Genomic DNA, 25,755 nt, shown 5'->3' on the forward strand with positions numbered 1-25,755 from the left:
AGAACTTTTTGCTTGTTGTAGTCACTGTCCTGGGGTTTTACCCCAGGCAAAATATGTCAGGCTTTCAGCCTTCTGCTTGCAGATATAATTATAAAAAAAGAAAGAGGGTGTGTCAAAACGAAGAGATTGACACACTCTCTTTTTTATGGTTTATCACAGAAGTTTTATCAATTCTTCCACTCCAAAGGATAGTGGGATTGGAATGACCATTATAATTCCGCCATAAATGCGATCAGCTATTGGACCGTCGTGTTCTGTTGTAGGCTCTCTTTTATATATTTTCAAATAGATTTTTCTCAAAGGGAATTGAAGTAGCAACATTAACAGAGGGTAGAAAAAAAGAAAATGAAGAGATTTAAACTCATTGCTGCTGTCTAAACAAAAGCCAATCATAAGATAGCCAACACTAATGAGTAGCGATAAGGAATACAATAAATTTATCCTTAATATCTTGTAATCAAGTGCAAGCCAGAGTCCGAGTAAATATCCTGTCCAAGCGATTGGCTCTATCAATGACTCTTTCATATATGACAGCGTTGGGTGTAAGAGAGCCAAAAGAGCTAAAGCCACAATCACAATGATGCCTACCCCAATCGTGAATCTTTTTATTGCTTTTATATTACTAATATCCTCCTTTTTATGAAAGATATCGGAAACTTTGATGATTTCAGATTTTTGAAGATTAAGTCCGGTAGGGTAGACATAATCTTTTTTGTTTTCCACCTTCACTATTTTTCCATCAAGCTCCACCCTGTATTGTGCATTGTTATTGGTTACTACTGATACGCTATATTCAAAATCATCAGGAGAAACAAAAACAAGCATTGTTTTATTCTTTAAGATATTATTTTCGTCACCAGTAGTGTAACCTGTGATGGTGGTCTTTGAAATATTGATATGCGATGTATTGTTCAAATGGCTGACAAGATGAAAAAACAATCGACTTGTTAATTTTTTGCATATAATAGCGTGTTCTTCTTGCTTTATCTTGTATAGCTCAAAAGTCACGCCAATGTTCTGTTCGTATTCAAAATATCTCTCAAGATATTCCATTACTGCTTTTTTTACAGCAGTATACGTACAGCCGTTAATTAGAATGAGGTTGTCTGTTATCATGTTTCTATAAGGGAGGGAGGCTATCCATTAACTCTTGTTGTCTTATTAGCTTTCTCGAAATATCAAAATAGACTTCTTTCACTTGATAATAATTACTTGGTTTGATTTCAAATTTGTCACAGAAATCTTCTGTCAAAGCTTGACTGTAAATCTCTGATATCTCGAAATAATCATATAGAACACTATACTCATCTGAAACATATATTACTTTAAAGCTGGTTTCACAGCTTAATCCATTTCCACTATAAACTATCGCTTTTCTTAAACCTCTAAACCTATTTTGATATTTTTTCCATTCAGATTCAGGTTTGTTTAATTTAAAGAGAGCATATCCCATACAATCATTGGCTTTCAAACTGACAGGATTTCTTTTCAATATGTTCTCGCATTCCACAATCAGCTTATTATAATCTTCATCTTTCATAATCTCCGATAGTATCCTTTCATCAGGTTGATTTTTTATATAATCGTCTTGAAAACTAAATCCATAATATATTAAAGCATATTCTTCCAAAGTCAATGATTCATCGAAGTTATTAAACCTTTGCAATAACTTAGGGTAAAAATACTCTGATTCTTTATTCTCTACTGTTTTTTTAATTTCGCCATAATCAACAGATAACTCGTTTTGAGCTGTTGCAAACTGAATACTTGATAATAAGATCAATCCGATTAAATAGTTTTTCATACGCTTTATCTCCTTTTTTTGTTTTTAATTATTCAGATCTTCAATCATTGACAAAATGGGGTAAACTGCGTTGTAGTGTTTTTGTATGAACATTGGCGACGCTTTCTTAAACAACCTTTCGCCTAATTTATCTACTATTGGTATTAAAATTCTCTCTGTCTCACAAATCACAGGTGAAACCTGATTTATTTTTCCGGTTAACTGCCAACTTAAACAACTGCATTTGTTGTTACAACGTGGGTTGTAATCGCATTTCAGGCAGCTCTCCATTTTAGTTTTTGATTCCTGATAAAGTTGATTTTGCATTTCGCGGTCAATTCCTTTGGTAACCGACCCAATGGCATATTTTTTATTTGAAACTCCATCTTTTACAAATTGCACACAAGGATAAACTAGTCCGTCGAAAGCGACAGAAATTTGTGTCTTTGCTAAATGGCACTGATAACATTCAAAGTTGTTTTTGCGAATATGGCTGGCCAACTTCATTTCAAAGGGCGAGAAATAGAACTTCTTTTCGTTTAAAATATATGTTTCGTAGATTTTAGAGATACGTTTGTATTGTCGTTTTAATTCTTTGAGTGACAAATCGTTCCAATTCTTTGAGGAAAAATCAAGCGAAACAATGATGTATTTGAAGCCTTTTTTTAGTAGATATTCAACAGAGTCTGCATAATGTATAAGTGTTTCGGGTGAAACTGTCATTAAAACTTTGGCGTAAGGTTGATAATGTAACAGTAAATCAATTTTATCGCTCAGAACTCCGAATGTAGCGTCTCCATTAGGGAATTTACGAAAGGTGTTGTGTGCCTGTTCATTGCCGTCAATACTAATGGAGACTTGCAAATTTACTTTGTTTGCATATTCTAGAAAATCGCTGTCAAGCAAAATTCCATTTGTGGTTACTTTATAATGGAAATAGCCAGATTTCGTGCGGCTATATTCAATAGTTTCACGTATTAAATCCTTTTTCAGAAGCGGTTCACCTCCGAAAAATATAATACCCGTATTAATCGGATAGTTTTCGGAGATAAAATCAATACACTCAAAAGCCGTTTGTTGCGACATGTCATTTCGACCTGTTGGTGGCGAGTAGCAGTATTGACAATTCAAGTTGCAACCTGTTGTGATGTGTAGAGTAACGTGCATTATTTTATTGCTATATTATTTGTTTTGAGCCACTTGATAAAATCATCAACTTGTGCTAGCAATAAGTTCTTTGCTTCTTTTTTGGCCTCTTCCCAATTGTTTTCTTTTTCATAGTTAATTGTTACAACTGGGTCGTAAAAAACTACAGCATTTGTTCTTTTCTGCTTTTTTAGCTCTTGATTGATGATTTCAGCAGCTTGTTTGAGGTTGTAGGCCGAAACGCTGGACCAACAATCATCATTCTTAAATTTATCGTGATCGCTGGTTGAAATGAATTGGATTGCCCACTTTGACTTTAAACTGTAAGCGTCCATTTTCAATTCAATGTTTGTTTTTCCTTTTTGCTTATCGCACTCATTGGCAATAGGTAAAACATTAAATGAAAATGAGGGAGTGTTTTCTCTACTGAAGTTATATCCTTCGGCTTTTAGCTTGTCCAAAATGATTTTAATAGCTTCATCTTCCGATATAAAAACTGGCGAGACATAACAATACAGCCTGTTGCTCCACGACCCTCCCCATGTGCAAATACTGGGGCAACATTAGTAACAATGTTGTTATCTCTTTCTTTTTCTTGTGGTTTGTTTGTTGTCTCTTGTGCAACTACGGTGGTTTTTATGGTGTTTTCACTTTCCTTTGCTGTAGCTACATCATTACCCGAAAGTAAAAATGCCGCAAGTGATGTCGTTACGAATCGGTTCTTAAGCCAACTGTTAGGAATGTTTCGCGACAACAATTCTGGGTGCTTTACGAACAGCTCAATAGTGGGGTAGTTGGGCTGCCGACTGTTGTTTACTGATTTAATTTCCATAATTGTTCAATTTTTGTTTTTTCAATATAAAGCTGTCATTGAATGGCTTTTTGTGATAAAGAATAATATCAAATTGTCATTCCTTTTGGCGTTTTATACAAAGATAGCACTTCCCATGAAAAATAGAAGGAATAGTACCTGTATTTCTAAAAACATACAAACTAATTATCAGGGGAAACCGAATTCATCAATAAGCAATGAAAAAGGTCAACCCTATTTATAACTAAGTATAAACCGAGTCAACCAACTCTATTAATAAGACTGAAAGTAGTCAACTAAAAACGTTAACATACACTTCACCGATATTTTTCACGTATTGTTATAAATTTCTCACCATGTTGAGAACAAATACTCGACTTGGCGAGAAACTATTCTCAACATGGTGAGTATTTATTCTCATCACGTAGATTTGCTTTGAGAAATTTGTTTGTCCTTTTCAATGATTTTTAGTGTTTTTCTCTGCTATATTTATATCTTTGTTTTGCAATACATAACCATTTAAATTAAAATCCATGAAAACAGCACCCATCATTTTCTTAATCGCATTGATGCTCGGGGCATTGATATCTTGCAGCCCGACTAATGTAACTCCTAAAGTCTATAACGAAGGAATAAACGTAACTCCTATGCCTATGGAGTTGACACTTCTCGAAGGTCGTTTTGCTTTGTCGGCAAAGACGGTTTTTGTTACTGCTGATGCCGATGCAGGAAAGGTAGCAGCTTACTTTGCCGATAAAATGAAGAAATCTACAGGCTTGAAAATCGGTATTGTTACCGAAAAGCCTGCATCCAATTACATTGACCTGCAATTAACCGACGATGTTGATGTAAACAATGAAGGCTACTTGCTTGATGTAACTTCACAAACGATTGACTTAAAAGCCCGAACTCCACAAGGACTTTTTTATGCTATGCAAACAGTGATGCAGTTGTTACCGGCAGAGATAGAAAGTACGGTAATAGTAAAGAATATGGCGTGGACAATTCCGGCGGTAAGTATCAAAGATGAACCGCGTTTTGGATATCGTGGCATGCACCTCGATGTATGTCGCCACTTTGCCGATATAGACTTCCTCAAGAAAAAGCTCGATTTGTTGGCAATGTTTAAAGTAAATAAATTCCATTGGCATCTCACCGAAGATCAAGCATGGCGTATTGAAATAAAGAAATATCCCAAGTTGACCGAGGTAGGAGCCAAGCGTGTAGAGGGCGAAGGAAATACTTACGGACCATTTTTCTATACACAAGAACAGGTTAAAGAAGTAGTTGCATATGCCAAAGAACGTTTTATTGAAGTTATACCCGAAATAGAATTGCCCGGACATGCTGTGGCTGCGATTGCCGGCTATCCCGAACTCTCTTGTACAGGCAAAGATATTGAAGTGCGCAACTATTGGGGTATATCCAACGACGTGTACTGTGCCGGGAATGAAGCGACATTCTCTTTCCTCGAAGATGTGTTGACTGAGGTTATTCCACTTTTTGAGAGTGATTATTTCCATATTGGAGGCGATGAATCTCCTAAAAGACGCTGGAAGGAGTGTCCTAAATGCCAGGCACGCATACGTTCACTCGGACTGAAAAAAGACAAAGAACACTCGGCGGAAGAGAAATTGCAAAGCTACTTTGTACAACGCATTGAGAAGTTTCTGCTAACGAAGAATAAGAAAATGATAGGCTGGGACGAGATTTTGGAAGGAGGCTTGGCACCAACGGCTACTGTTATGAGTTGGCGAGGTGAAAGAGGTGGTATTGCTGCCGCCAATATGGGGCACGATGTTATTATGACACCCGGAGGAACGATGTACTTGGATAAATATCAGGGAGATCTTAAATTATCCTTAGTGACTATCGGTGGCTACTTACCACTCGAGAAAGTGTACAGCTATGAACCAATTCCCGATGCTATAGAAAAGGATAAGAGGCATCACATACTGGGTGCACAGTGCAATATGTGGAATGAATATAACTACACTACAGATGATATGGAGTACGACCTTTATCCGCGTCTCATTGCTGTGGGAGAGCTAAATTGGACACCGAAAGAAAAAAAGGACTATAACGATTTCGAGCGGCGCATAGAGAATCAACGGGTACGGCTGGATATGCACAATGTGAACTACTACATTCCTCTGCCCGAACAAGAGGGAGCGCCTTCTTGTAACTTTATTGCTTTTACCGAAAAAACTACGTTGTCATTCAAAACCACTGAACCGGTAACGATGGTGTACACTACCGATGGTAGCGAACCTACTGCTTCTTCTTCTGTTTATGCCGAACCGCTTACTTTTGCTGAAAACACTACGCTGAAGATTCGCTCTGTGTTACTATCGGGTAAAATGAGTCGTGTACGTACCATTACTCTTGAGAAGCAAACCTATGCTCCGTCTGTAGAAAAACCAGCTACTGCTGCTGCCGGACTGAAAGCGGAATATTTTCGTGGAAATGTGTTGAGTGTAGCTGCCCTTGAAGGTAAACAGCCCGACGAAATGGAATATGTAGCTTCTCCGCAACAATCAAAATACCGGGTATTCAGCTATGGCGAGGTGTATGATAAAGATTTTGTGTCGACTGTGCTTACAGGATACGTCAATATTCCCGAAGATGGTGTTTATTACTTCAATACCGACTATGAATTTTGGCTTAATGGACAGCTCTTTATTTCCAATGAGCAAAAAGACCTTGGCACTGCTCGCCGATTTTCGCGCAATGACAAATCTATAGCTCTGGCAAAAGGGTATCACTCAATTAAACTACTTCGTCTAGGAGCAACTTTTGGCGGGTGGCCTACGCAATGGAATGCTATAATGCTGTCTGTTCGCAAAGAAGGTGAAACAGCATTTAGGATATTGGAAGCGGAAGATTTCAACTAATTTGAGGCTTTACTTTCATACGAAATGAGGTTCATTTTTCCGAAAAATGAACCTCATTTTTTGGATAAGTGAACCTTGCTTTTGCTGAATGGTCTGCATACAGAAAATGAACTAATTCACTTTGCTGTTGTTCTATAGTAAAAGCAAATAAAACATGAACCTATCCAAACGATATTATTACTATATCTTACTGTTGTTGACCTTGTTTTCCCTTGTGGATTGCTCGTCTGATGACAAGAGTGCAAGTGAAGAACTTACTATGCCTATCGATACACTCACGTTAGATATTATTCCTACTACTCCTGAAACTCGCAAGCAACTCACAGCCGATGATATAATTATCGATAAGCAATTGTTGTATGACCAATACACTTTGTCGGATGAGTATCCTTACAAAGATACCGTTCGTCTGTTTCAGTGGGACAAAATTCGCGAAACTCTTGCGAAATTAGAGAATCACCAACCGCAACCGCAGTTTTGGGGTATTGTTCAAAACCGTAAAAACAAAAACGGTGAAGCCCCGTTGATACGTGATATCAAGCGAAATAAATATAAAAACATAATCGATGCTTATGGTGTGGAACGCTATCAGGGTATTCCACTTTTTGCAAGCAAAGATTCTTTAGCTCCCGAACGATACGCGCGAGACGGTGAGTTAGTTCGCATCATTAATACTCACGAAACCGATAGTAACCGGCTTATTCAATTGGAATCTGTTTATCGTGGTGGAGAGTGGTTCGTTCCTCACAAGTATGTGAAACTGATTGATATCCTGCAATATGCTAAAGTGGTGTTTGTAGATAGGGCTAACCAGAATATAGCTGCCCTCGAAAAGGTAGGAGAGGTATGGTTAGTGCGTAGCATGAACCCTGCCACAACAGGACAACAGCGTCCGCCGTATCAACAAGAAACTCCACTCGGCATCTTTGTGATGGCAGAAAAGAAGGAGAAAATGTATTACTATAAAGACGGAACGACGGAAATTGGTGGGTTCTCTCCTTATGCCAGCCGTTTTTGCAACGGAGCATATATACATGGTGTGCCGGTAAATAAACCGGGTACGAATATTATTGAGTATAGCGCATCACTAGGTACTACACCCCGTTCGCATATGTGCGTAAGGAATGCTTCTTCGCACGCAAAGTTTATTTATGATTGGGGGTTGATAAATGAAACGCTGGTAGTAGTAATAGAGTAACTACTTAGGCGTTTTAACATAGAGGAATACCGCAATCAGCGCATAAAGCAGGTTAGGAATCCACACAGCAATAATAGGTGGTACATTACCATTGACAGCAAAGGTGGCGGAAACGGTTTGGAACATAATGAACGAGAAACTCAAAGCTAGTCCGATACCTAGATTAAGTCCCATGCCTCCTTTTGCCTTCCTCGAAGATACACATAACCCAATGGTAGTAAGAATAAACGAGGCAAATGACGAAGCAATACGTCGGTGGTATTCAATTTCGAACTCTTTGATGTTGCCAAACCCTCTTCGCTTTTGCTTGTCTATGTACTCGCTTAGCTGCGGGCTGGTAAGCATTTCCTGTTGATTGCGTGAAATAAGAAAGTCGGACGGCTCCATGCGAATAATAGAGTCGATTTGTTCGCCCTTTATAATGTTTTCTTTTAGGCCGCTAAGCTCGCGAATCATGTAATCCTTAATAGTCCATTTGTAGGTAGAGGTGGTGTCGTACGTGATACTGCGGGCAGTAAGATGTGAAACCAATTTCTTGTCTTCAAACTTATCTAATGAGAAGTTTCTTCCCGTTTTATTTCCGTCATAGTAACTACCCATATAGGCTATCACCCCGGTGTCTACTTCCAATTGCACATTTCTTACCGAAATGACGGTCTTTTTCTTAATATATTTATCCTCAAATTCTAACCGTGTAACACTTCCCGGCGGAATAACATATGAACCTAATATGAAAGTTGCCAACGATATAACTGCCGCCGATATCATATATGGACGTATTAACCGATGAAAACTCATTCCAGTAGAGAACATGGCTATAATTTCCGAGTTCTCTGCTAGTTTGGAAGTAAAGAATATAACGGCAATGAATACAAACAACGGACTGAAAAGGTTGGCAAAGTAGGGGATGAAATTTAGATAGTAATCAAAAACAACTTCGTCCCACGGAGCGTTCTTGGTAAGGAACTTGTCCATTTTCTCATTAAAGTCAAATACTACCGCAATAGATATAATAAGAATAATGGCAAAGATGTACGTTCCCAGGAACTTAGCAATGATATAGGTGTCGAGTCTTTTCAGTACTTTCTTCATATTCCGTTAGAGTCTGGTGGTTACTTTCTTTATCATCATAGGTTTCCATGTAGAGAAATCACCTGCGATGATATGTTTACGTGCTTCGCCTGCCAGCCAAAGGTAGAAAGCCAAGTTATGAATGGAAGCTATCTGCATAGCCAGTAATTCTTTGGAGTGAAACAAGTGCCGCAGGTAGGCTTTGGTGTAGAGTGTATCTACATACGATGCTCCATCTGGTTCAATGGGCGAGAAGTCCATTTCCCACTTTTTGTTGCGCATATTCATAATGCCTTCTTTGGTGAAGAGCATTCCGTTTCTTCCGTTTCGAGTAGGCATTACGCAATCAAACATGTCCACACCACGTTCGATACCTTCCAGTATATTGGCAGGTGTTCCTACCCCCATCAGATAGCGAGGTTTGTCTTTAGGTAGAATTCCATTTACCACTTCAATCATTTCGTACATTTTTTCTACCGGTTCGCCTACGGCAAGTCCGCCAATAGCGTTGCCGTCTGCTTCTTTAGAAGCAACAAACTCAGCAGATTGTATACGAAGATCCGGATAAACACATCCTTGTACAATAGGAAATAGAGATTGATGATATCCGTATTTCGGTTCTGTTTCGTTGAAACGTTTGATGCAACGGTCGAGCCAACGATGCGTGAGCCCCAATGATTTCTTTGCGTAAGCGTAATCAGAGTCTCCCGGAGGGCATTCGTCAAATGCCATCATGATGTCCGCTCCAATGGAACGTTCTATATCCATTACGCTTTCGGGAGTAAATATGTGTTTGCTACCGTCTATATGCGAACGAAATTCGGCACCTTCTTCACGTAATTTTCGGATACCAGCGAGCGAAAATACTTGAAAACCACCACTATCGGTTAGCATTGGCCGGTCAAAACCGTTGAATTTATGCAATCCACCTGCCTTTTCCAGAACTTCGATACCCGGTCGCAGATACAAGTGGTAGGTGTTTCCCAATATTATTTGTGCTTTAATATCCTCTTTCAGTTCTGTTTGATGCACAGCTTTAACAGACCCTAGTGTTCCTACGGGCATAAAAATAGGAGTCTCAATCTGTCCGTGGTCAGTAGTGATTAACCCCGCCCGTGCATTGCTCCGACTGTCTGTATGTTGTAGTTCAAACTTCACTTTTCTTCTTTCTTTTCTGTTTTTACGGATAGGTCAATAGGATTCTTTACCAACTCATTGGTTAGTGCAATGGCGAATACATCCTGTATATCCTTTACGAAGTGAAAAGTAAGCCCTTTCAAGTACATGCTTTCTATCTCATCGATATTTTTACGGTTTTCCTCGCATAGAATAATTTCTTTGATACCGGCACGCTTAGCTGCCAGTATTTTCTCTTTGATACCGCCCACAGGAAGTACTTTTCCACGCAAGGTTATTTCACCTGTCATTGCTAAATCCGCTTTTACTTTACGTTGGGTAAGCGCCGAAGCCAGCGAAGTAGCCATGGTTATCCCTGCCGACGGACCATCTTTGGGAATAGCCCCTTCGGGTACGTGAATGTGGATGTTCCAGTTGTCGAATACCTCTTTATCTATATTAAGGAGCGAAGCGTGTGCTTTGATATACTCCAATGCCAGCATTGCCGACTCTTTCATCACATCGCCCAAATTACCGGTAAGGGTTAGTTTGCCTCCTTTTCCGGAACTTAAACTAGTTTCTACAAAGAGTATTTCTCCACCTACCGCTGTCCAAGCCAATCCTGTTACTACACCGGCATATTCATTACCTTGATATCTGTCGCGTGTGTACTCAGGTGCACCAAGGAAGTCATATAAGTCTGCCGGTTTAAGGTTGGCACATAGCAAGTAACCATCTTTGGCATATTGCAGTGCCATTTTGCGGAGTATCTTATTGATTTTCTTCTCTAATTCGCGCACACCGCTCTCACGTGTATAGTTCTCGATGATGGTTTCTAATACTTGTTTAGAGAACTTGATCTGGTGACGGATAATTCCGAAGGTAAGCCCGTTTGCCTCCAAAGCCTTAGGTACTAAGTGCTTACGAGCTATCTCTATTTTTTCTTCGGTGATGTATCCGCTTATTTCAATCAGCTCCATTCTGTCCAACAACGGACCGGGAATAGCGTTGATGTTGTTTGCTGTGGCAATGAACATTACGTTAGAAAGGTCGTAGTCCACATCTAAGTAATTATCATGGAATGTGTTGTTCTGTTCGGGGTCGAGCACCTCGAGTAAAGCAGACGAAGGGTCTCCTTGTCGGTCGGAACTGATTTTATCCACTTCATCCAGTATAAATACAGGATTAGAAGCTCCTACCTTTATTAAACTCTTTATGATTCTTCCGGGCATAGCACCAATATAGGTCTTACGGTGTCCACGTATTTCGGCCTCATCGTGTACTCCACCGAGCGACATGCGCACATACTTACGTTTCAGAGCGGAGGCAATAGACTTTCCTAGTGATGTTTTTCCTACCCCCGGAGGTCCATATAAGCAGATGATGGGCGACTTCATATCGTTCTTTAGCTTTAATACAGCTAAATGTTCCAATATGCGCTCTTTTACTTTTTCTAATCCGTAGTGATCTTTATTTAACGTCTTCTCGGCTTGTACCAAGTTCAGATTATCGTTAGTATAGATACCCCATGGAAGACCTAATAGTGTTTGCAGATAATTGAGTTGTACACTGAAATCGGGCGATTGTGGGTGTGTTCTTTCTAACTTTGCCAGTTCTTTTTCGAAGACAGTTGCTACTTCGTTACCCCACTTCATGTGTTGACCTTTTTTGCGAATCTCTTCGATTTCCTGTTCCTGACCGCTTCCGCCCAATTCGTCTTGAATGGTTTTGATTTGTTGTTGTAGGAAGTATTCGCGTTGTTGCTGGTCAATGTCTTCGCGGGCACGCATTTGTATAGATGCTTTTAGCTCGGAGAGCTGCACCTCACGGGTAAGTATCTCCAACAACCGATAAGCTCGTTCACGAAGTGAGTTTATGCGAAGTAACTCTATTTTTTCATCCTTCTTTATGGGTAGGTTGGTGCAAATAAAGTCTATCAGAAACAAGTGATTGTCTATGTTCTTGATAGCGAACGCAGAGTCTTGATGTGCGTCGGTCGACTTCACATAACGTATTGTCAGATCCTTGCAAGTATCTACCAATGCGATAAACTCTTTATCTTTTTTGCTCGGAACTTCTTCGGGCAACATGCGCACTTTTCCTTTCAGGTAAGGCGTTGTCGAAGTAATGCTTTGTAAGCCCACACGCTTCAATCCTTGGAGTATCACGGTGGTAGTTTGGTCGGGCATCTCAAGTATGCGAATTACTTTGCCTACAATACCAATGCTGTGTAAGTCAGCAAGTTTGGGCTCGTCGGTTTTAGCCGATTTCTGGCAAACAATAGCAATGTAGCTATGGCGCTTTTCCGCATCCCGTATTAATTTTAATGATGATTTGCGTCCAACCGAAACAGGCATGAATACGTTGGGAAACAGTACCATATTACGTAGCGGAAGAACGGAGATCTCTTCGTCTTCGTTGATGACTACATCTTCCTGTGTGTTTCCTTCTTCAATGTTGGCTATTAATGAGAAACTGTTATCGTCTTGTTCCTCTATATCAGATTCGAAATAAGAAATTCCTTTCATTGTGCTTATTGGTTTAGTTTGTGTCCTAACAGGAGGACATAAAACGCCGCAAAGTTAATCCTTTCTTACTTAATAATAAAGTAAGGTTCAATAAAAAAATGAAATTATACTTTTGCTTATCTTCAGATAAGATAGGGTGCGCCTAGCATAGCTCAAACAAGCTTGGCTCTGTGTTCAGCTTTTTATATCTTTGCGCTTAAAATAGGAAGACAATCTATGGCAAATTCTTACTTTCGCTTTCAGCAGTTTACTATATGGCAAGACAAATGTGCTATGAAAGTAGGCACTGATGGGGTGTTGCTGGGTGCGTGGGCTCCGGTAACATCTGCTTGTCGTGTGCTTGATATTGGCACCGGCACCGGATTAGTTGCTTTGATGCTTGCGCAACGCTCTGAAGCTCGTATTACTGCCATTGAAATAGATGGGGAAGCTGCCGAACAAGCCAGAGAAAATGTAGCTCAGTCACCGTGGCAAGCGCGTATTGAGGTACTTCATGGTGATTTCCTTTGTTACGAGCCAGCCGAAAAGTTTGATTTGATAGTATCTAATCCACCTTACTTTGTGGACTCTTTGCACTCTCCTGATGCACAGCGCACCAATGCGCGGCACAACAATACATTAACTTACGACACACTGTTACAACATGCAGCCGCCCTGTTACATCCTTTGGGTAGTATTGCCTTAATATTACCTACCGATGTGTTGTCAGTTGTAAAGGATGTTGCAGAGAAGTACCATCTTTTTGTCAATAGACAATTGAATATAATTACTGCTCCGGGTAAGCTATCCAAGCGTGTGTTGGTAAGTTTTACAGCCGAATCACAACCGTTAAAGGAAGATGAATTACTGATAGAAAAGTCGCGACATGTATATAGCGAGGAATTTGCAAAACTGGTAGAGGAGTTTTATCTTCCTACCTTGTTAAATCGAACAAATACGTGATTCGTCCCATAATAGTGCTATGCGCCGATCTTGAGAAATAATCCTTTTTGGTGCTATTAAAAATATCTGCCAGTGCAAAATAGTAGCGTCCTTCCAATAGGAAATTCCCTGCGCCGGTACGTAACTCAATTCCAGCTCCTCCTACAATACCGTAGTCAAACTTCTTCTCTGCTTTTTTGCCGTATTGTTCGTTGGGGTATAGTCCTTCTTTGTTGAAGGGGTTGCTTTTTTTCTCCTTTTCGCTTAAGAGGAAAGATATCTGAGGACCAAGATTCAGGAAGAACTGTGCACCACGTTCTTTGCCAAAGGCAAGATGCGCCAAGAATGGAATTTCGAGATAGTTCATCGTGCGGCTATAGGTGTTTCCCGAATCTTCCAATGTTTCTTTCCAACCGCGTTGCACAAGATTTAATTCGAGTTGTGCACCACATATCATGGCAAAATATTTCTCTGAGATGTATCTGAAGGTGATTCCACCTGCGTAACCCAGTAATCCGTCTTGTTTGATAGAAGGAACTCCATAGGGGGTGTCAAACCCTACTGTGTTAGAATTTATTCCGGCGTTAATTCCTATGGCAATGTTGTTGCGCAGTTCACCAACTTGCGCAAAGAGTGGTGTGGCAAGTAGTGCGAGAACCAACAGAAGTATGTGTTTTTTTATCTGATTCATTGTTCCTGTTTTGATAAACTCTAATCGAACTCCAATTTTATGAGGTCGTATTGATTAGTGAAGTGTACAAAGAAAACTTTCTTGTTAATAAATCCTCCCCAGTTATTCACACGTTCAAACCCAAAACCGGTTTGTATTGGTTTTACACGCACGGATTTGAGATTGTTTTCCAAGTCTGTTCCATATTTGGACAGTCCGTAGAGGAAATAATAACCCGTGTCAAAGCCCAGCATGCCATATTTGATAGGACTATTTATCATCTCTTTGCCATACATTTTGTTGTATGTGTTGATGAAGTTTGTAGATGCCGGGAGCAAATTGTTAGCATAGAACGACGAGTAGAAATAGGTATTCTGCTCAAAGAATGTTTCTAGGTAATCTGTCGTGTATTTTTGCCATTCGGGATAACCAAACAAAGTGGTGTTTAGTTCCGGTTCTTCCAGTTTCAATAGCTTTAGCAATGGTAGTATCTTGATAAGCGCCAAGTCACTGCCCGATGTAGGAATAAATATATTTTCTTTTTCCTTATCAAGCAATTCTTTCAATGCGGGAAGCTCCATGTTGCTTGCATCTATGGTCTGCGTAGAGATGGATTTCAATGCTAACTCTTGCTTTAACCCTTTGATGAACTCTTCCTTGTCTTTGTCGGATTCCTTCATATCAAGAATGATTACATTGGCATCTCTGAATTGACGGAAGAAGTGATCGTACACCCTCGAATAGAGGTAGGATTGTGGCGTGTTAATAAGATAAATATTTGGATTATCGAACACTTCGCTATCCTTGGAAATTGTAGGGATAACTAAACGAATATCGTGTTCCTTGGCAAAAGTAGCCAGTGGTTTGATGTGTTCCTGATACAAAGGCCCGAAGATGATGTGCATCTGTTTTAGTTCCTCTTTTGCAAGAATCGGATTGATGGACGTTGTGCGGTCGCCCGAGTTGTAAACATGAATATCCATGGATACGCCCATACGCTTCAAACTGTCTACGGCAAGCAGGAAACCTTCGTAGTATTCGAGCATACGCGCTTCTTTGGTGATGGGAAGAATGATAGCGGCTTTGATTACACTTAACTTCTCGCCATACTCCTTATTCTTACGAAATAGTTCGAAGTTGGATGGTGCTGTAGCAAACAAATCTTCGGTTTTTTTGGGTGTGGAAGTTTTAGATACAGGGTAGGGGATGCAGAGTAGCTGTCCTTTTTTGAGCCCTTCCTTGAGTTCCGGATTGGCAGCTTTGAGTGCTTCTTCCGTAATCCGGTACTTGCGACTGATACTATATATCGTTTCTTTCCTTTTTACCTTGTGCATTTCTTTGCAACGTGGTTTTACCTCGGCTTGTATCTCTGTAACCTGCTCTACTACTTCTTGTTTGGGGGCGGGTATACGGATAACCTGACCTATCTTAAAGTTTTCGGCACTGAGTCCGGGGTTAGCTTCGCAAAGTTCCTTTACACTGATGCCATACGTTTGCGTTAGTCTCCATAAAGTTTCGCCTTGCTTGATGGTATGGAAAATTTCTTCCTTATTAGTAGTGATTACTTGCGGTATTTTGAGAGTTTGTCCTGCATATACTGCGTTTTCGGCACCCGGATTAAGTTTAACGATGTCGGCTTGGCTTACTCCATACATGTTTGAAATAGAATAGAGATTTTGCCCTCGTTCAATGGTGTGAAGAAAATAAGTATTGCTTTCTTGCGCGCCTAATGGTGTAAGCACCCAAAAACAGCTTGCTAATATTATAAAAAGGATTTTTTTACGAACTATCATCGTCTTTTTGCTTGTAATGTTTGGCTTCTAATGGCACAAAGATATGAATTATGCTCAACTAAACCTTATAATTATGCGTTAAGAAATCTATATCGGTGTTGACGTTCAAGACCCATAAGCATCCGAAGCGAATACTATAAGCATTTGAAGTGAATACTATAAGCATCCGAAGTGAATGCTATAAGCATCCGAAGCAAATACTATAAGCATTTGAAATGAGAACTATAAGCATTATTTTTCTGACTGAGTTTTGAACCGCTTCTGACTGAGTTTTAGACCATTTCTGACTGAGTTTTTGTATGAAACTCAGTCAGTTTTTTGTGTGAAGACCTTGTGAAGGATAAAAGAGGGGGTCTTCACACGTAACTTGTTTGTTATCATTTGGTTACAGCGATATGTGAATGTGAAGGCTTATTTTGCAAAACTTCATTTGGAGTGTGTGTGGCAACTAAAAAACTTTGATATGTAAAAATGAGTTGTTGGAGAACGACTGTTTGGCAGAAAGATTGTAAATTTGCAGGCATGAAATATTTTCGATACTTGAGCACTGTTTTATTCTTATTATTACTGACTACTACAGTTGAGGTAAATGCGCAAACTCCCAACTGTGTCCCTACCGCTACACTCATCATGGAGAATGGTATGTTGCCCGAAGAGGAAACAATACTACCCGATGGTGATAGCTATACTGGTGCCGCACCACTGGAATTTCGTTTTGCGGCTAACCCCATAGAGGGTACGTCGACTTGGCGGTACGAATGGACTTTTGCCGAAGATGAAGATTTTTCTGCGGTTCTTTTCACACGCTTCGATGAAGAAACAAGCTATACCTTCACTACTTCGGGTACCTACTACGTATTGTTGCAGGTAACGGATACGGAAAGTGAACAGACTTTTATGTCTAATCCTTTTATGTTTCAAATAACGGAGTCGGAACTGACTGTTCCCAATGCTTTTTCGCCCAATGGAGATGGCACTAATGATATTTTCAAAGTGAAACACAAATCACTCGTAAAGTTTAATGCTTACATCTTCGACCGCTACGGAAAAGAAATTTACCGGTGGAACCTTAGCAATATTGACGATGGCTGGGATGGTACTACCGGTGGCAAACAAGTAAAAGCAGGTGTTTACTTTATCCTGATCGAAGCGCAAGGTGCTGATGGTGTAGTATATACCCACAAAGGGGATATAAATATATTGAAATAATGCAAGAAACAGAATATATCAACGTGTATGGTGCACGCGTACACAACCTAAAAAATATTGATGCCGAGCTGCCGCGAAATTCACTTACCGTTATTACCGGTTTGAGTGGAAGTGGTAAGTCCTCGCTCGCTTTTGATACCATCTATGCCGAAGGGCAACGGCGTTATATTGAAACCTTCTCGGCTTATGCGCGCAATTTTCTGGGAAATCTGGAGCGTCCGGATGTAGATAAGATAACCGGATTAAGTCCTGTTATCTCTATCGAACAAAAAACAACAAATAAGAATCCACGCTCTACCGTAGGTACTACTACCGAGATATACGACTACCTGCGCTTGCTTTATGCTCGTGCCGGCGAAGCCTATTCGTATCTTACCGGCGAGAAAATGGTGCGTTACACCGAAGAGCAAATTCTCGATTTGATACTGGAAGAGTACGATAATAAAAAAACATTCATCTTATCTCCGGTTATACGTACCCGAAAGGGACACTACAAAGAGCTTTTTGTGCAAATTCGTAAGAAAGGTTATCTTCATGTGCGGGTAGATGGCGAAGTACGTGAGATTACGCACGGCATGAAGCTCGACCGTTACAAAAACCACGATATAGAGATTGTTGTGGATAAACTAAAGGTAAGTGCTAAAGACAGCGCCCGTCTGAAGAAAAGTGTAGAGACGGCCATGAAGCTTGGCGAGGGATTGATTATGATTCTCGATGCCGATACAGGCGAAGTACGTCATTACAGCAAACGATTGATGTCGCCTATTAGCGGATTGTCGTACAGAGAACCTGCACCGCATAATTTTTCGTTCAACTCACCGCAAGGTGCCTGCCCTAAATGCAAAGGACTGGGTGTGGTTAATCAGGTAGATGTAGATAAAGTGATTCCCAATCGTGATTTGTCGGTCCACGATGGAGGTATAGCACCGTTGGGAAAATATAAAAACTCCATGATATTCTGGCAGATAGCCTCGTTACTAGAGAAAAACGAAGACACACTGAAAACCCCTATAAAGGATTTAGATGAAGAAACCATTGATGCTATTCTTTATGGTTCGGACGAACGTTTGAAGATAAAAAGCTCACTGGTAGGTACTTCGTCAGATTATTTTGTGACTTTCGAGGGTATTGTGAAATACATTCGCATGCAACAAGAACGAGATGCTTCGGCTACTGCACAGAAATGGGCGGAGCAGTTTGCGCATACCACAGTCTGTCCCGAATGCAAAGGAGCTCGTCTGAACAAAGAAGCACTCTCATATCGTATATACGATAAAAATATCTCGGAATTAGTAACCATGGATATTAGCGAGCTCTATGAGTGGATAGATAAAATAGAGAATTTCCTCGAAGAGAAACAACGGATGATTGCAGCTGAGATACTCAAGGAAATACGTAGCCGCTTGAAGTTCTTGCTTGATGTAGGGTTGGATTATTTATCGCTCGATCGTGCTTCGGCTTCGCTCTCGGGAGGTGAGAGTCAACGCATCAGGTTGGCTACACAGATAGGTTCGCAATTGGTTAATGTGCTTTACATCCTCGATGAACCCAGTATTGGTTTGCATCAGCGCGACAATCTGCGACTGATTAATTCGCTTAAAGAGTTGCGCGATATTGGCAACTCGGTTGTTGTAGTGGAGCATGACAAAGATATGATGCTTGCCGCCGATTATGTTATTGATATGGGGCCTAAAGCCGGAAGGCTGGGAGGGGAGGTGGTATTTGCTGGTACACCGCAAGAGATGCTACATACCCATACGCTGACTTCGCAATACCTCAACGGTGAGAAGAAAATAGAAATACCTGCTACCAGACGCAAAGGTAATGGCAAAATGCTAAGTTTGCGTGGTGCTCGTGGCAACAACCTGAAGAACGTTGATGTGGATTTTCCTTTGGGGAAACTAATCTGTGTTACAGGTGTATCGGGTAGTGGTAAGTCTACCTTGATAAATGAAACGTTGCAACCTATCCTTTCGCAGAAGTTCTATCGTTCTTTGCAAGATCCATTACCTTATACTTCGTTTGAAGGAATAGAGCATATAGATAAGGTGGTAAATGTAGACCAGTCGCCCATCGGGCGTACGCCACGTTCCAATCCAGCTACATACACGGGTGTCTTCTCGGACATTCGGAGTCTGTTTGTAGAACTTCCCGAAGCCAAAATACGTGGTTACAAACCGGGACGATTTTCATTTAATGTATCGGGTGGTCGCTGTGAAGCATGTTCGGGAAATGGTTATAAAACAATTGAGATGAACTTCCTCCCCGATGTGTATGTACCTTGCGAGGTGTGTCATGGTAAACGCTATAATCGCGAAACACTGGAAGTACGCTTCAAAGGAAAGTCAATAGCCGATGTGCTGGATATGACAATAAACCGTGCAGTTGAATTCTTTGAAAACGTACCGCAGATACTCCATAAAATAAAAGTATTGCAGGATGTGGGTTTAGGTTACATTCGTTTAGGACAATCTTCTACAACACTTTCGGGTGGAGAAAGTCAGCGTGTGAAACTGGCTACCGAATTATCCAAGCGTGATACAGGTAAAACTCTCTATATTCTCGATGAACCTACTACTGGTTTGCATTTTGAGGATATCCGTGTGTTAATGGGTGTGTTAAACAAACTAGTGGATAAAGGTAATACGGTGTTGGTTATTGAACACAACCTCGATGTGATAAAACTCGCCGATTATATCATAGATATGGGGCCTGAAGGTGGCAAAGGAGGAGGTGAGCTACTAAGCTGTGGTACTCCCGAAGAAGTTGCGAAGAGCAAGAAAGGATATACATCACGATTCCTGCGTGAAGAATTGTAGTAAACTGAATTCCCATGAAAATAAATAAAACAAACGCTGCTCGTCTACTGGATCAAGCTAAGATTCCTTATGAACTCATCCCTTATGTAGTAGATGAGAATGACTTGAGCGCTACCCACGTAGCCGAAGGATTGGGAGAGAATGTGGAGCAGGTGTTCAAAACGTTGGTGTTGCATGGCGATAAAACGGGTTACTTTGTTTGTGTTATTCCCGGAAACGAAGAGCTAAATCTTAAACTTGCCGCTAAGGTGTCGGGTAATAAAAGTTGTGCGATGATTCCCATGAAAGATCTGCTCTCTATAACCGGATATATTCGTGGAGCCTGCTCGCCCATCGGTATGAAGAAGCATTTCCCTACCTATATACATACTACTTGTACTCACTTTGATTATATTTACATCAGCGCCGGACAGCGTGGGTTACAACTAAAACTCAATCCGCTAGATTTAATAAAGATAGCTCGTGCGGAATGCATTGAGTTATTTCTATAACTCAACCACTTCTGTATGCTAATGCATTGAGTTATCTTCATAACTCAATAAGTTCTACACATTAACATATTGCATTCTGACTATTATTCCCTTAACCAATACTTTCAGTAGTCTGATTGCGGATAATTATGTACTTTTTTTGCGATAAAAACGGTGTTTGTTATGGTAAATACCATCTAATAAGTATATTTGTAACCATAAATAATAGTATTCACTTTAAATTTCAATTCTATGTTTAAGAATCAACCAAAAGGGTTAATACCGGCGGCACTTGCCAATATGGGCGAACGTTTCGGATTTTACACTATGATGGCTATCTTAGTGTTGTTTTTAATGTCTAAGTTCGGTTTGTCGGGCGAGGAAGCCGGTAAGTTTTATTCAGGTTTTTATGGAGCAATTTATATTTTAGCATTAGTTGGTGGTCTTATTGCCGATAAAACTAAAAACTACAAAGGAACAATTATGGCAGGTCTTCTTGTGATGAGTGCCGGTTATTTGTTCTTAGCAATGCCAAGCCTTATTACCACCAAATGGATTGCGTTAGCCGCTCTTTTGGTAATCGCGTTCGGTAACGGATTGTTCAAAGGAAATCTTCAGGCGTTGGTAGGACAGTTGTACGATAATGAAAAGTACGGCAAGCTACGTGACTCGGGCTTCCAGATTTTCTACATGTTTATTAATATCGGTGGTATGTTTGCTCCGGTTATGGCTATTTGGGTACGTAACTGGTTTGTGAAATCACAAGGCTTTGCTTATAATTCCGACCTTCCCGGACTTTGCTGGCAGTTGAAAGATGGAACAATGAATGCTGAGGTTATGAATGGACGTTACGCAGAATTAGCAGCCGAGGTTTCGGGTGGAACAGTTCCTACTGATTTGGTTGCATTTGCTGATAGCTATCTGGAAGCTTTTAATACAGGATTCCACTATGCTTTTTCGGTAGCTATCCTTGCGATGATTATTTCTTTAGTTGTATTTATAGCTTATAAAAAAGTATTGCCAGACAAGAATGCACCTGCTAAAGCTGCCGGTTCGGAAAAAATCACAAAAGAAGAAATCAAACAATCTGCTGCCGAAATTAAACAACGCATTATGGCTTTGTTCGCTGTGTTTGGCGTAGTAATCTTCTTCTGGTTTTCTTTCCACCAAAACGGTTTAACATTAACCATGTTTGCAAAAGACTATACGCTGCTTAAAGTATTTGGTTTTGATATTTCAGCGGAGATATTCCAATCTACTAATCCGTTTATCGTAGTGTTCTTAACACCGGTAGTGATGTGGTACTTTGGTCGTTTGGCGAAAAAAGGAAAAGAACCTTCAACTCCAAAGAAGATTGGTATTGGTATGGGTATTGCCGCTTTAGCATTCGTAATAATGGCTGTTGGTTCTATCGGCTTGCCACTATTCAATGACGTTCAGGCTATGGGCGGACTTGATGTTTCTCAACGTGTAACACCATGGTTGTTGTTCGGTACTTACTTTGTGCTTACTGTTGCCGAATTGTTTATTTCTCCACTGGGATTGTCGTTTGTGTCTAAAGTAGCTCCTGCGCACCTTCAAGGGTTAATGCAAGGATGTTGGCTGGGTGCAACAGCTGTTGGTAACTTCTCATTATTCTTGGGAGCAATGATGTACGAAAATATTTCAATCAGCCTTACATGGTGGGTATTTGTACTTGTTTGTGCTATATCAATGATTGCCATGTTCTCTATGGTAAAATGGTTGGAGCGTGTAGCTAAATAAAAAATATACATCTATATATAGTATAAGGTCTCCCTTTGGGGAGGCCTTTTTTATTCGCTTTTTTCACTGAAGAACCTTTCTTTTTTTCCTTTTATTAAAAAAACACACATATTTTCTTTTATTTCTTAAAACAATTGCCTCTCTATTCTGTTATATATATGTTTTCACTGTATTAATTAATAAATTGGATAGGTTTGCGTTAGCTTGTGATAAGCTGACCTTACAAAACAGAAGCGTCTGTTAATAAATTACAAAGCACCGGTCGTGTTGATCGGTGCTTTTTCATTTATTCATTGGCAGGTTACAAATAATTTTTGTACGTTTGTATGACCAAAAGAATGGAGTCAATATGAATGTACCTGTTATCTTTCAGTTTTTGAAAGAGCTTGCTGCCAATAATAACCGCGAATGGTTCAAGGCTAATTACGAAAAGTATGAGATAGCCTCTCGTGAGTATGAAAAACTATTGGGCACTATTATCAATCGCATTACTCTTTTTGACGAAGAAATCAAAGGAATAGAGGTGAAGGACTGTACTTATCGCATCTATCGTGATGTGCGATTCAGTCATGATAAGTCTCCTTACAAAACACATCTTGGCGGGTATATAAATGCAAAAGGAAAGAAATCGGAATATTGTGGCTACTATATACACCTTGAACCAGGTAACTGCTTGTTGGCAGGTGGAAGCTATTGTCCGTCCCCCAAGCTGTTGAAGTCCTTACGAGAGGCAATCTATGACAATATTGAGGAGTATCTTTCCATTATCGAAGATCCGGCATTCAAGAAATATTTTCCTGTTGTTGGCGAAACTTTCTTGAAGACTGCACCGAAAGGATTTCCGAAGGATTTTAAGTATATTGATTACTTGAAACCAAAAGATTTCTCGTGCTATTGCAGAATATCTGATGATTTCTTTACCTCCCCCACCTATTTGGATGAGGTAGAAGCCACTTTTCGACAGTTGAAACGCTTTAGCGATTTTATGAATTACTCAATCAACGAATTTGAAGAAGAATATAAATAATCACTTTAAAACAAACACGTATGGTAGTAGATACATTAGAAAATCTGAAGAAGTACAGCGCACTTAACCCGCTATTTCCTTGTGCTATAGAGTATTTAACCTCTACGGACTTATCAGCTCTTGAAGTTGGGAAAGTTGTATTGAGAGAGAATGATGTAATTGTTAATATCCAACAAACAGCTTCTAAAACCAAAGAAGCTGCAAAGTTGGAAACGCACAATGACTTTATTGATATTCAAATTCCACTGGTAGGAGTTGAAGTAATGGGATATACTCCTGGTGAAGAATGTAAACCTGCCGATGCTTTATATAACGCAGAGAAAGACATAACTTTCTTTGAGGGGTTGGCTAAAGACTACATCACCGTAAGACCGGGTATGTTTGCCATTTTCTTCCCACAAGATGGACACGCTCCGGGTATTACTCCCGAAGGAGTTAAGAAAATAGTTGTAAAAATCCGCGTATAATTGAATAACCCTTTTATGGCAAATACATTACGTTTAGTAAAAAACGACCCTTGGCTGGAGCCTTTTAATTCCGCAATTGAAGGACGACACCAACATGCGCTTGATAAAATTGCTGAGCTGACCAATGGCGGTAAAGAAACTTTGGCACAGTTCGCATCAGGGCATTTGTACTTTGGACTACACTGCACGAAAGAAGGTTGGGTATTCAGGGAATGGGCGCCAAACGCAACGAAAATATATCTTATCGGTACTTTCAATGATTGGAAAGAAGAGGATAATTATGCACTGAAAGCCATAGGCAATGGCAATTGGGAAATTACTTTACCCGAAGAGGCTTTGAAGCATGGTGACCTCTATAAACTGAAAATACATTGGGATGGTGGCTATGGCGAACGTATTCCGGCATGGGCTACTCGTGTATTGCAAGATGAGCAAACCAAAATTTTCAGTGCGCAGGTATGGGCGCCGGCAAAGACGTTCGTGTTCAGCCAAAAAACTTTCAAACCAAAAACTGATCCGTTGCTGATTTATGAATGTCATATCGGCATGGCACAGAAAGAAGAGAAAGTGGGTTCATACAAGGAGTTTCGCGAAAATATTCTGCCACGCATTGCTAAGGCAGGTTACAACTGCATACAAATAATGGCCATTCAGGAGCATCCGTATTACGGAAGCTTTGGCTACCATGTGTCTAGTTTCTTTGCGGCAAGTTCACGCTTTGGTACACCCGAAGAATTGAAAGAACTAATTGATACTGCTCACGGATTGGGGATAGCAGTTATCATGGATATTGTTCACTCACATGCAGTAAAGAACGAAGTAGAAGGGCTCGGCAACTTTGCAGGAAATCCTAATCAATACTTTTACCCGGGCGATCGTCACGAACATCCGGCGTGGGATTCGTTGCTGTTTGACTATGGAAAGAACGAAGTCTTGCACTTCTTGCTTTCTAATTGTAAGTACTGGCTCGAAGAGTATCATTTCGATGGTTTCCGTTTTGACGGAGTAACCTCCATGCTTTATTACAGTCATGGATTGGGTGAAGCATTTATGAATTATGGTGATTATTATAATGGTCATCAAGATGATAACGCCATTTGTTATCTCACACTTGCCAATCAAGTGATTCATGAGGTGAACCCGTATGCCATAAGTGTTGCCGAAGAAGTATCGGGCATGCCAGGATTAGCAGCCAAGTTTGAAGATGGTGGCTATGGATTTGATTATCGTATGGCAATGAACATACCCGACTACTGGATTAAGACTATCAAAGAGAAAATTGATGAAGACTGGAAGCCTTCAAGCATTTTCTGGGAAGTAACCAATCGTCGTCCGGATGAGAAAACTATCTCATATACAGAAAGCCATGATCAAGCATTAGTGGGTGATAAAACTATTATTTTCCGCCTTATTGATGCCGATATGTACTGGCATATGCAGAAAGGTGACGAAAACTATGTAGTAAACCGCGGTATTGCTCTGCATAAAATGATTCGTTTAGTAACCGCTTCGACTATTAATGGTGGTTATCTAAATTTTATGGGTAATGAGTTTGGTCATCCAGAGTGGATTGATTTTCCGAGAGATGGTAATGGTTGGTCGTACAAATATGCGCGTCGTCAATGGGATTTGATGGATAACAACAAGCTAACCTATCATTACTTATCGGATTTTGATGCGCAGATGCTCAAAACAATCAAGAGCGTTTCGGCTATTGAAAGTACACCTGTACAGGAATTATGGCATAACGATGGTGACCAGGTACTTGCTTATATGCGCGGTGATCTTGTCTTTGTCTTCAACTTCAACCCGGTGAAGTCCTTTGCCGACTATGGTTTCCTTGCTCCGGCAGGCTCTTATGAAGTAGTGCTGAATACGGATGATGTGAACTTCGGTGGACAAGGATTGGCTGATGATAGTGTAAAACATCTCACCAATCACGATCCAATCTACGAAAGTGAGAACAAAGGTTGGCTTAAGCTCTATATTCCTGCTCGTACGGCAGTGGTGTTGCGGAAAACAAAGTAGTTCTCTTATAATAAAAGATAAGCGCGGAGGCAATCAGTTT

20 protein-coding genes are annotated in these 25,755 nt (G+C 40.3%); 10 read left to right on the top strand and 10 right to left on the bottom strand.

Going from position 1 to position 25,755, the window contains the following annotated elements:
* Positions 1-153: 153 nt before the first annotated feature.
* Genes D0T50_RS07290 through D0T50_RS07310 form a run of 5 tightly spaced genes read right to left on the bottom strand, consistent with a single transcriptional unit; the run spans position 154 to position 3,761 of the window.
* Complete coding sequence (locus D0T50_RS07290; protein ID WP_163222860.1) at positions 154-1,116, bottom strand: hypothetical protein; 963 nt, start codon at positions 1,114-1,116, stop codon at positions 154-156.
* Positions 1,117-1,120: 4 nt separating this feature from the next.
* Positions 1,121-1,804 carry a DUF4919 domain-containing protein gene (locus D0T50_RS07295; protein ID WP_163222861.1) on the bottom strand — a complete coding sequence of 228 codons (684 nt, stop codon included), beginning with the start codon at positions 1,802-1,804 and terminating at the stop codon, positions 1,121-1,123.
* Between the two features lie 24 nt (positions 1,805-1,828).
* Positions 1,829-2,950: a radical SAM/SPASM domain-containing protein gene (locus D0T50_RS07300; protein WP_163222862.1), complete on the bottom strand. Its 1,122-nt coding sequence runs from the start codon at positions 2,948-2,950 to the stop codon at positions 1,829-1,831.
* A complete protein-coding gene (locus D0T50_RS07305; protein ID WP_163222863.1) occupies positions 2,950-3,390 on the bottom strand; it encodes a hypothetical protein in 441 nt (146 codons plus the stop codon). The genes D0T50_RS07300 and D0T50_RS07305 overlap by 1 nt, the downstream gene beginning before the upstream one ends.
* A complete protein-coding gene (locus D0T50_RS07310) occupies positions 3,378-3,761 on the bottom strand; it encodes a hypothetical protein (RefSeq protein WP_163222864.1) in 384 nt (127 codons plus the stop codon). Before D0T50_RS07310 ends, D0T50_RS07305 begins: the two co-directional genes overlap by 13 nt.
* A 512-nt stretch (positions 3,762-4,273) precedes the next feature.
* Here D0T50_RS07310 and D0T50_RS07315 point away from each other — a divergent pair.
* Positions 4,274-6,634: a family 20 glycosylhydrolase gene (locus D0T50_RS07315; RefSeq protein WP_203558204.1), complete on the top strand. Its 2,361-nt coding sequence runs from the start codon at positions 4,274-4,276 to the stop codon at positions 6,632-6,634.
* A gap of 154 nt (positions 6,635-6,788) precedes the next feature.
* A complete protein-coding gene (locus D0T50_RS07320) occupies positions 6,789-7,832 on the top strand; it encodes a L,D-transpeptidase (RefSeq protein ID WP_203558205.1) in 1,044 nt (347 codons plus the stop codon).
* Here D0T50_RS07320 and D0T50_RS07325 read toward each other — a convergent pair whose 3' ends face one another.
* From D0T50_RS07325 to lon, 3 genes are read right to left on the bottom strand one after another with little or no spacing between them, the layout of a single operon-like run.
* Positions 7,833-8,924: an LptF/LptG family permease gene (locus D0T50_RS07325; protein WP_163222865.1), complete on the bottom strand. Its 1,092-nt coding sequence runs from the start codon at positions 8,922-8,924 to the stop codon at positions 7,833-7,835. It lies immediately after the preceding gene.
* Positions 8,925-8,930: 6 nt separating this feature from the next.
* The gene (gene tgt, locus D0T50_RS07330) at positions 8,931-10,061 is read right to left on the bottom strand and encodes a tRNA guanosine(34) transglycosylase Tgt (RefSeq protein ID WP_163222866.1); all 1,131 of its coding nucleotides are present in this window, start codon (positions 10,059-10,061) and stop codon (positions 8,931-8,933) included.
* A complete protein-coding gene (gene lon / locus D0T50_RS07335) occupies positions 10,058-12,547 on the bottom strand; it encodes an endopeptidase La (RefSeq protein WP_163222867.1) in 2,490 nt (829 codons plus the stop codon). The genes tgt and lon overlap by 4 nt, the downstream gene beginning before the upstream one ends.
* 216 nt (positions 12,548-12,763) lie before the next feature.
* On the opposite strand from lon, the gene D0T50_RS07340 reads away from it, so the two are divergent.
* Complete coding sequence (locus D0T50_RS07340; RefSeq protein ID WP_163222868.1) at positions 12,764-13,489, top strand: tRNA1(Val) (adenine(37)-N6)-methyltransferase; 726 nt, start codon at positions 12,764-12,766, stop codon at positions 13,487-13,489.
* Here D0T50_RS07340 and D0T50_RS07345 read toward each other — a convergent pair.
* Complete coding sequence (locus tag D0T50_RS07345) at positions 13,461-14,159, bottom strand: porin family protein (protein WP_163222869.1); 699 nt, start codon at positions 14,157-14,159, stop codon at positions 13,461-13,463. The genes D0T50_RS07340 and D0T50_RS07345 overlap by 29 nt on opposite strands.
* Before the next feature lie 20 nt (positions 14,160-14,179).
* Positions 14,180-15,931: a LysM peptidoglycan-binding domain-containing protein gene (locus D0T50_RS07350; RefSeq protein WP_163222870.1), complete on the bottom strand. Its 1,752-nt coding sequence runs from the start codon at positions 15,929-15,931 to the stop codon at positions 14,180-14,182.
* A gap of 522 nt (positions 15,932-16,453) precedes the next feature.
* Here D0T50_RS07350 and D0T50_RS07355 point away from each other — a divergent pair.
* From D0T50_RS07355 to D0T50_RS07385, 7 genes are all read left to right on the top strand, one after another.
* Positions 16,454-17,140 carry a gliding motility-associated C-terminal domain-containing protein gene (locus D0T50_RS07355; protein ID WP_163222871.1) on the top strand — a complete coding sequence of 229 codons (687 nt, stop codon included), beginning with the start codon at positions 16,454-16,456 and terminating at the stop codon, positions 17,138-17,140.
* On the top strand, positions 17,140-19,959 hold the full coding sequence (gene uvrA / locus D0T50_RS07360; RefSeq protein WP_163222872.1) for an excinuclease ABC subunit UvrA: 2,820 nt from the start codon (positions 17,140-17,142) through the stop codon (positions 19,957-19,959). The genes D0T50_RS07355 and uvrA overlap by 1 nt, the downstream gene beginning before the upstream one ends.
* 14 nt (positions 19,960-19,973) lie before the next feature.
* Complete coding sequence (gene ybaK, locus D0T50_RS07365) at positions 19,974-20,450, top strand: Cys-tRNA(Pro) deacylase (protein ID WP_163222873.1); 477 nt, start codon at positions 19,974-19,976, stop codon at positions 20,448-20,450.
* Positions 20,451-20,681: 231 nt separating this feature from the next.
* Positions 20,682-22,193 (top strand): peptide MFS transporter, encoded by a 1,512-nt coding sequence (locus tag D0T50_RS07370; RefSeq protein WP_163222874.1) that lies wholly within the window; start codon positions 20,682-20,684, stop codon positions 22,191-22,193.
* A gap of 349 nt (positions 22,194-22,542) precedes the next feature.
* A complete protein-coding gene (locus D0T50_RS07375; RefSeq protein WP_163222875.1) occupies positions 22,543-23,220 on the top strand; it encodes a DUF2461 domain-containing protein in 678 nt (225 codons plus the stop codon).
* A gap of 20 nt (positions 23,221-23,240) precedes the next feature.
* Positions 23,241-23,687, top strand: a complete 447-nt coding sequence (locus tag D0T50_RS07380) for a YhcH/YjgK/YiaL family protein (protein WP_163222876.1) — start codon at positions 23,241-23,243, stop codon at positions 23,685-23,687.
* Between the two features lie 15 nt (positions 23,688-23,702).
* Positions 23,703-25,715: an alpha amylase C-terminal domain-containing protein gene (locus tag D0T50_RS07385; protein WP_163222877.1), complete on the top strand. Its 2,013-nt coding sequence runs from the start codon at positions 23,703-23,705 to the stop codon at positions 25,713-25,715.
* Positions 25,716-25,755: the final 40 nt, after the last annotated feature.

The sequence above is a fragment of the Bacteroides sp. 214 genome (genome assembly GCF_010501015.1).
Classification (GTDB): Bacteria; Bacteroidota; Bacteroidia; order Bacteroidales; family Bacteroidaceae; genus Bacteroides.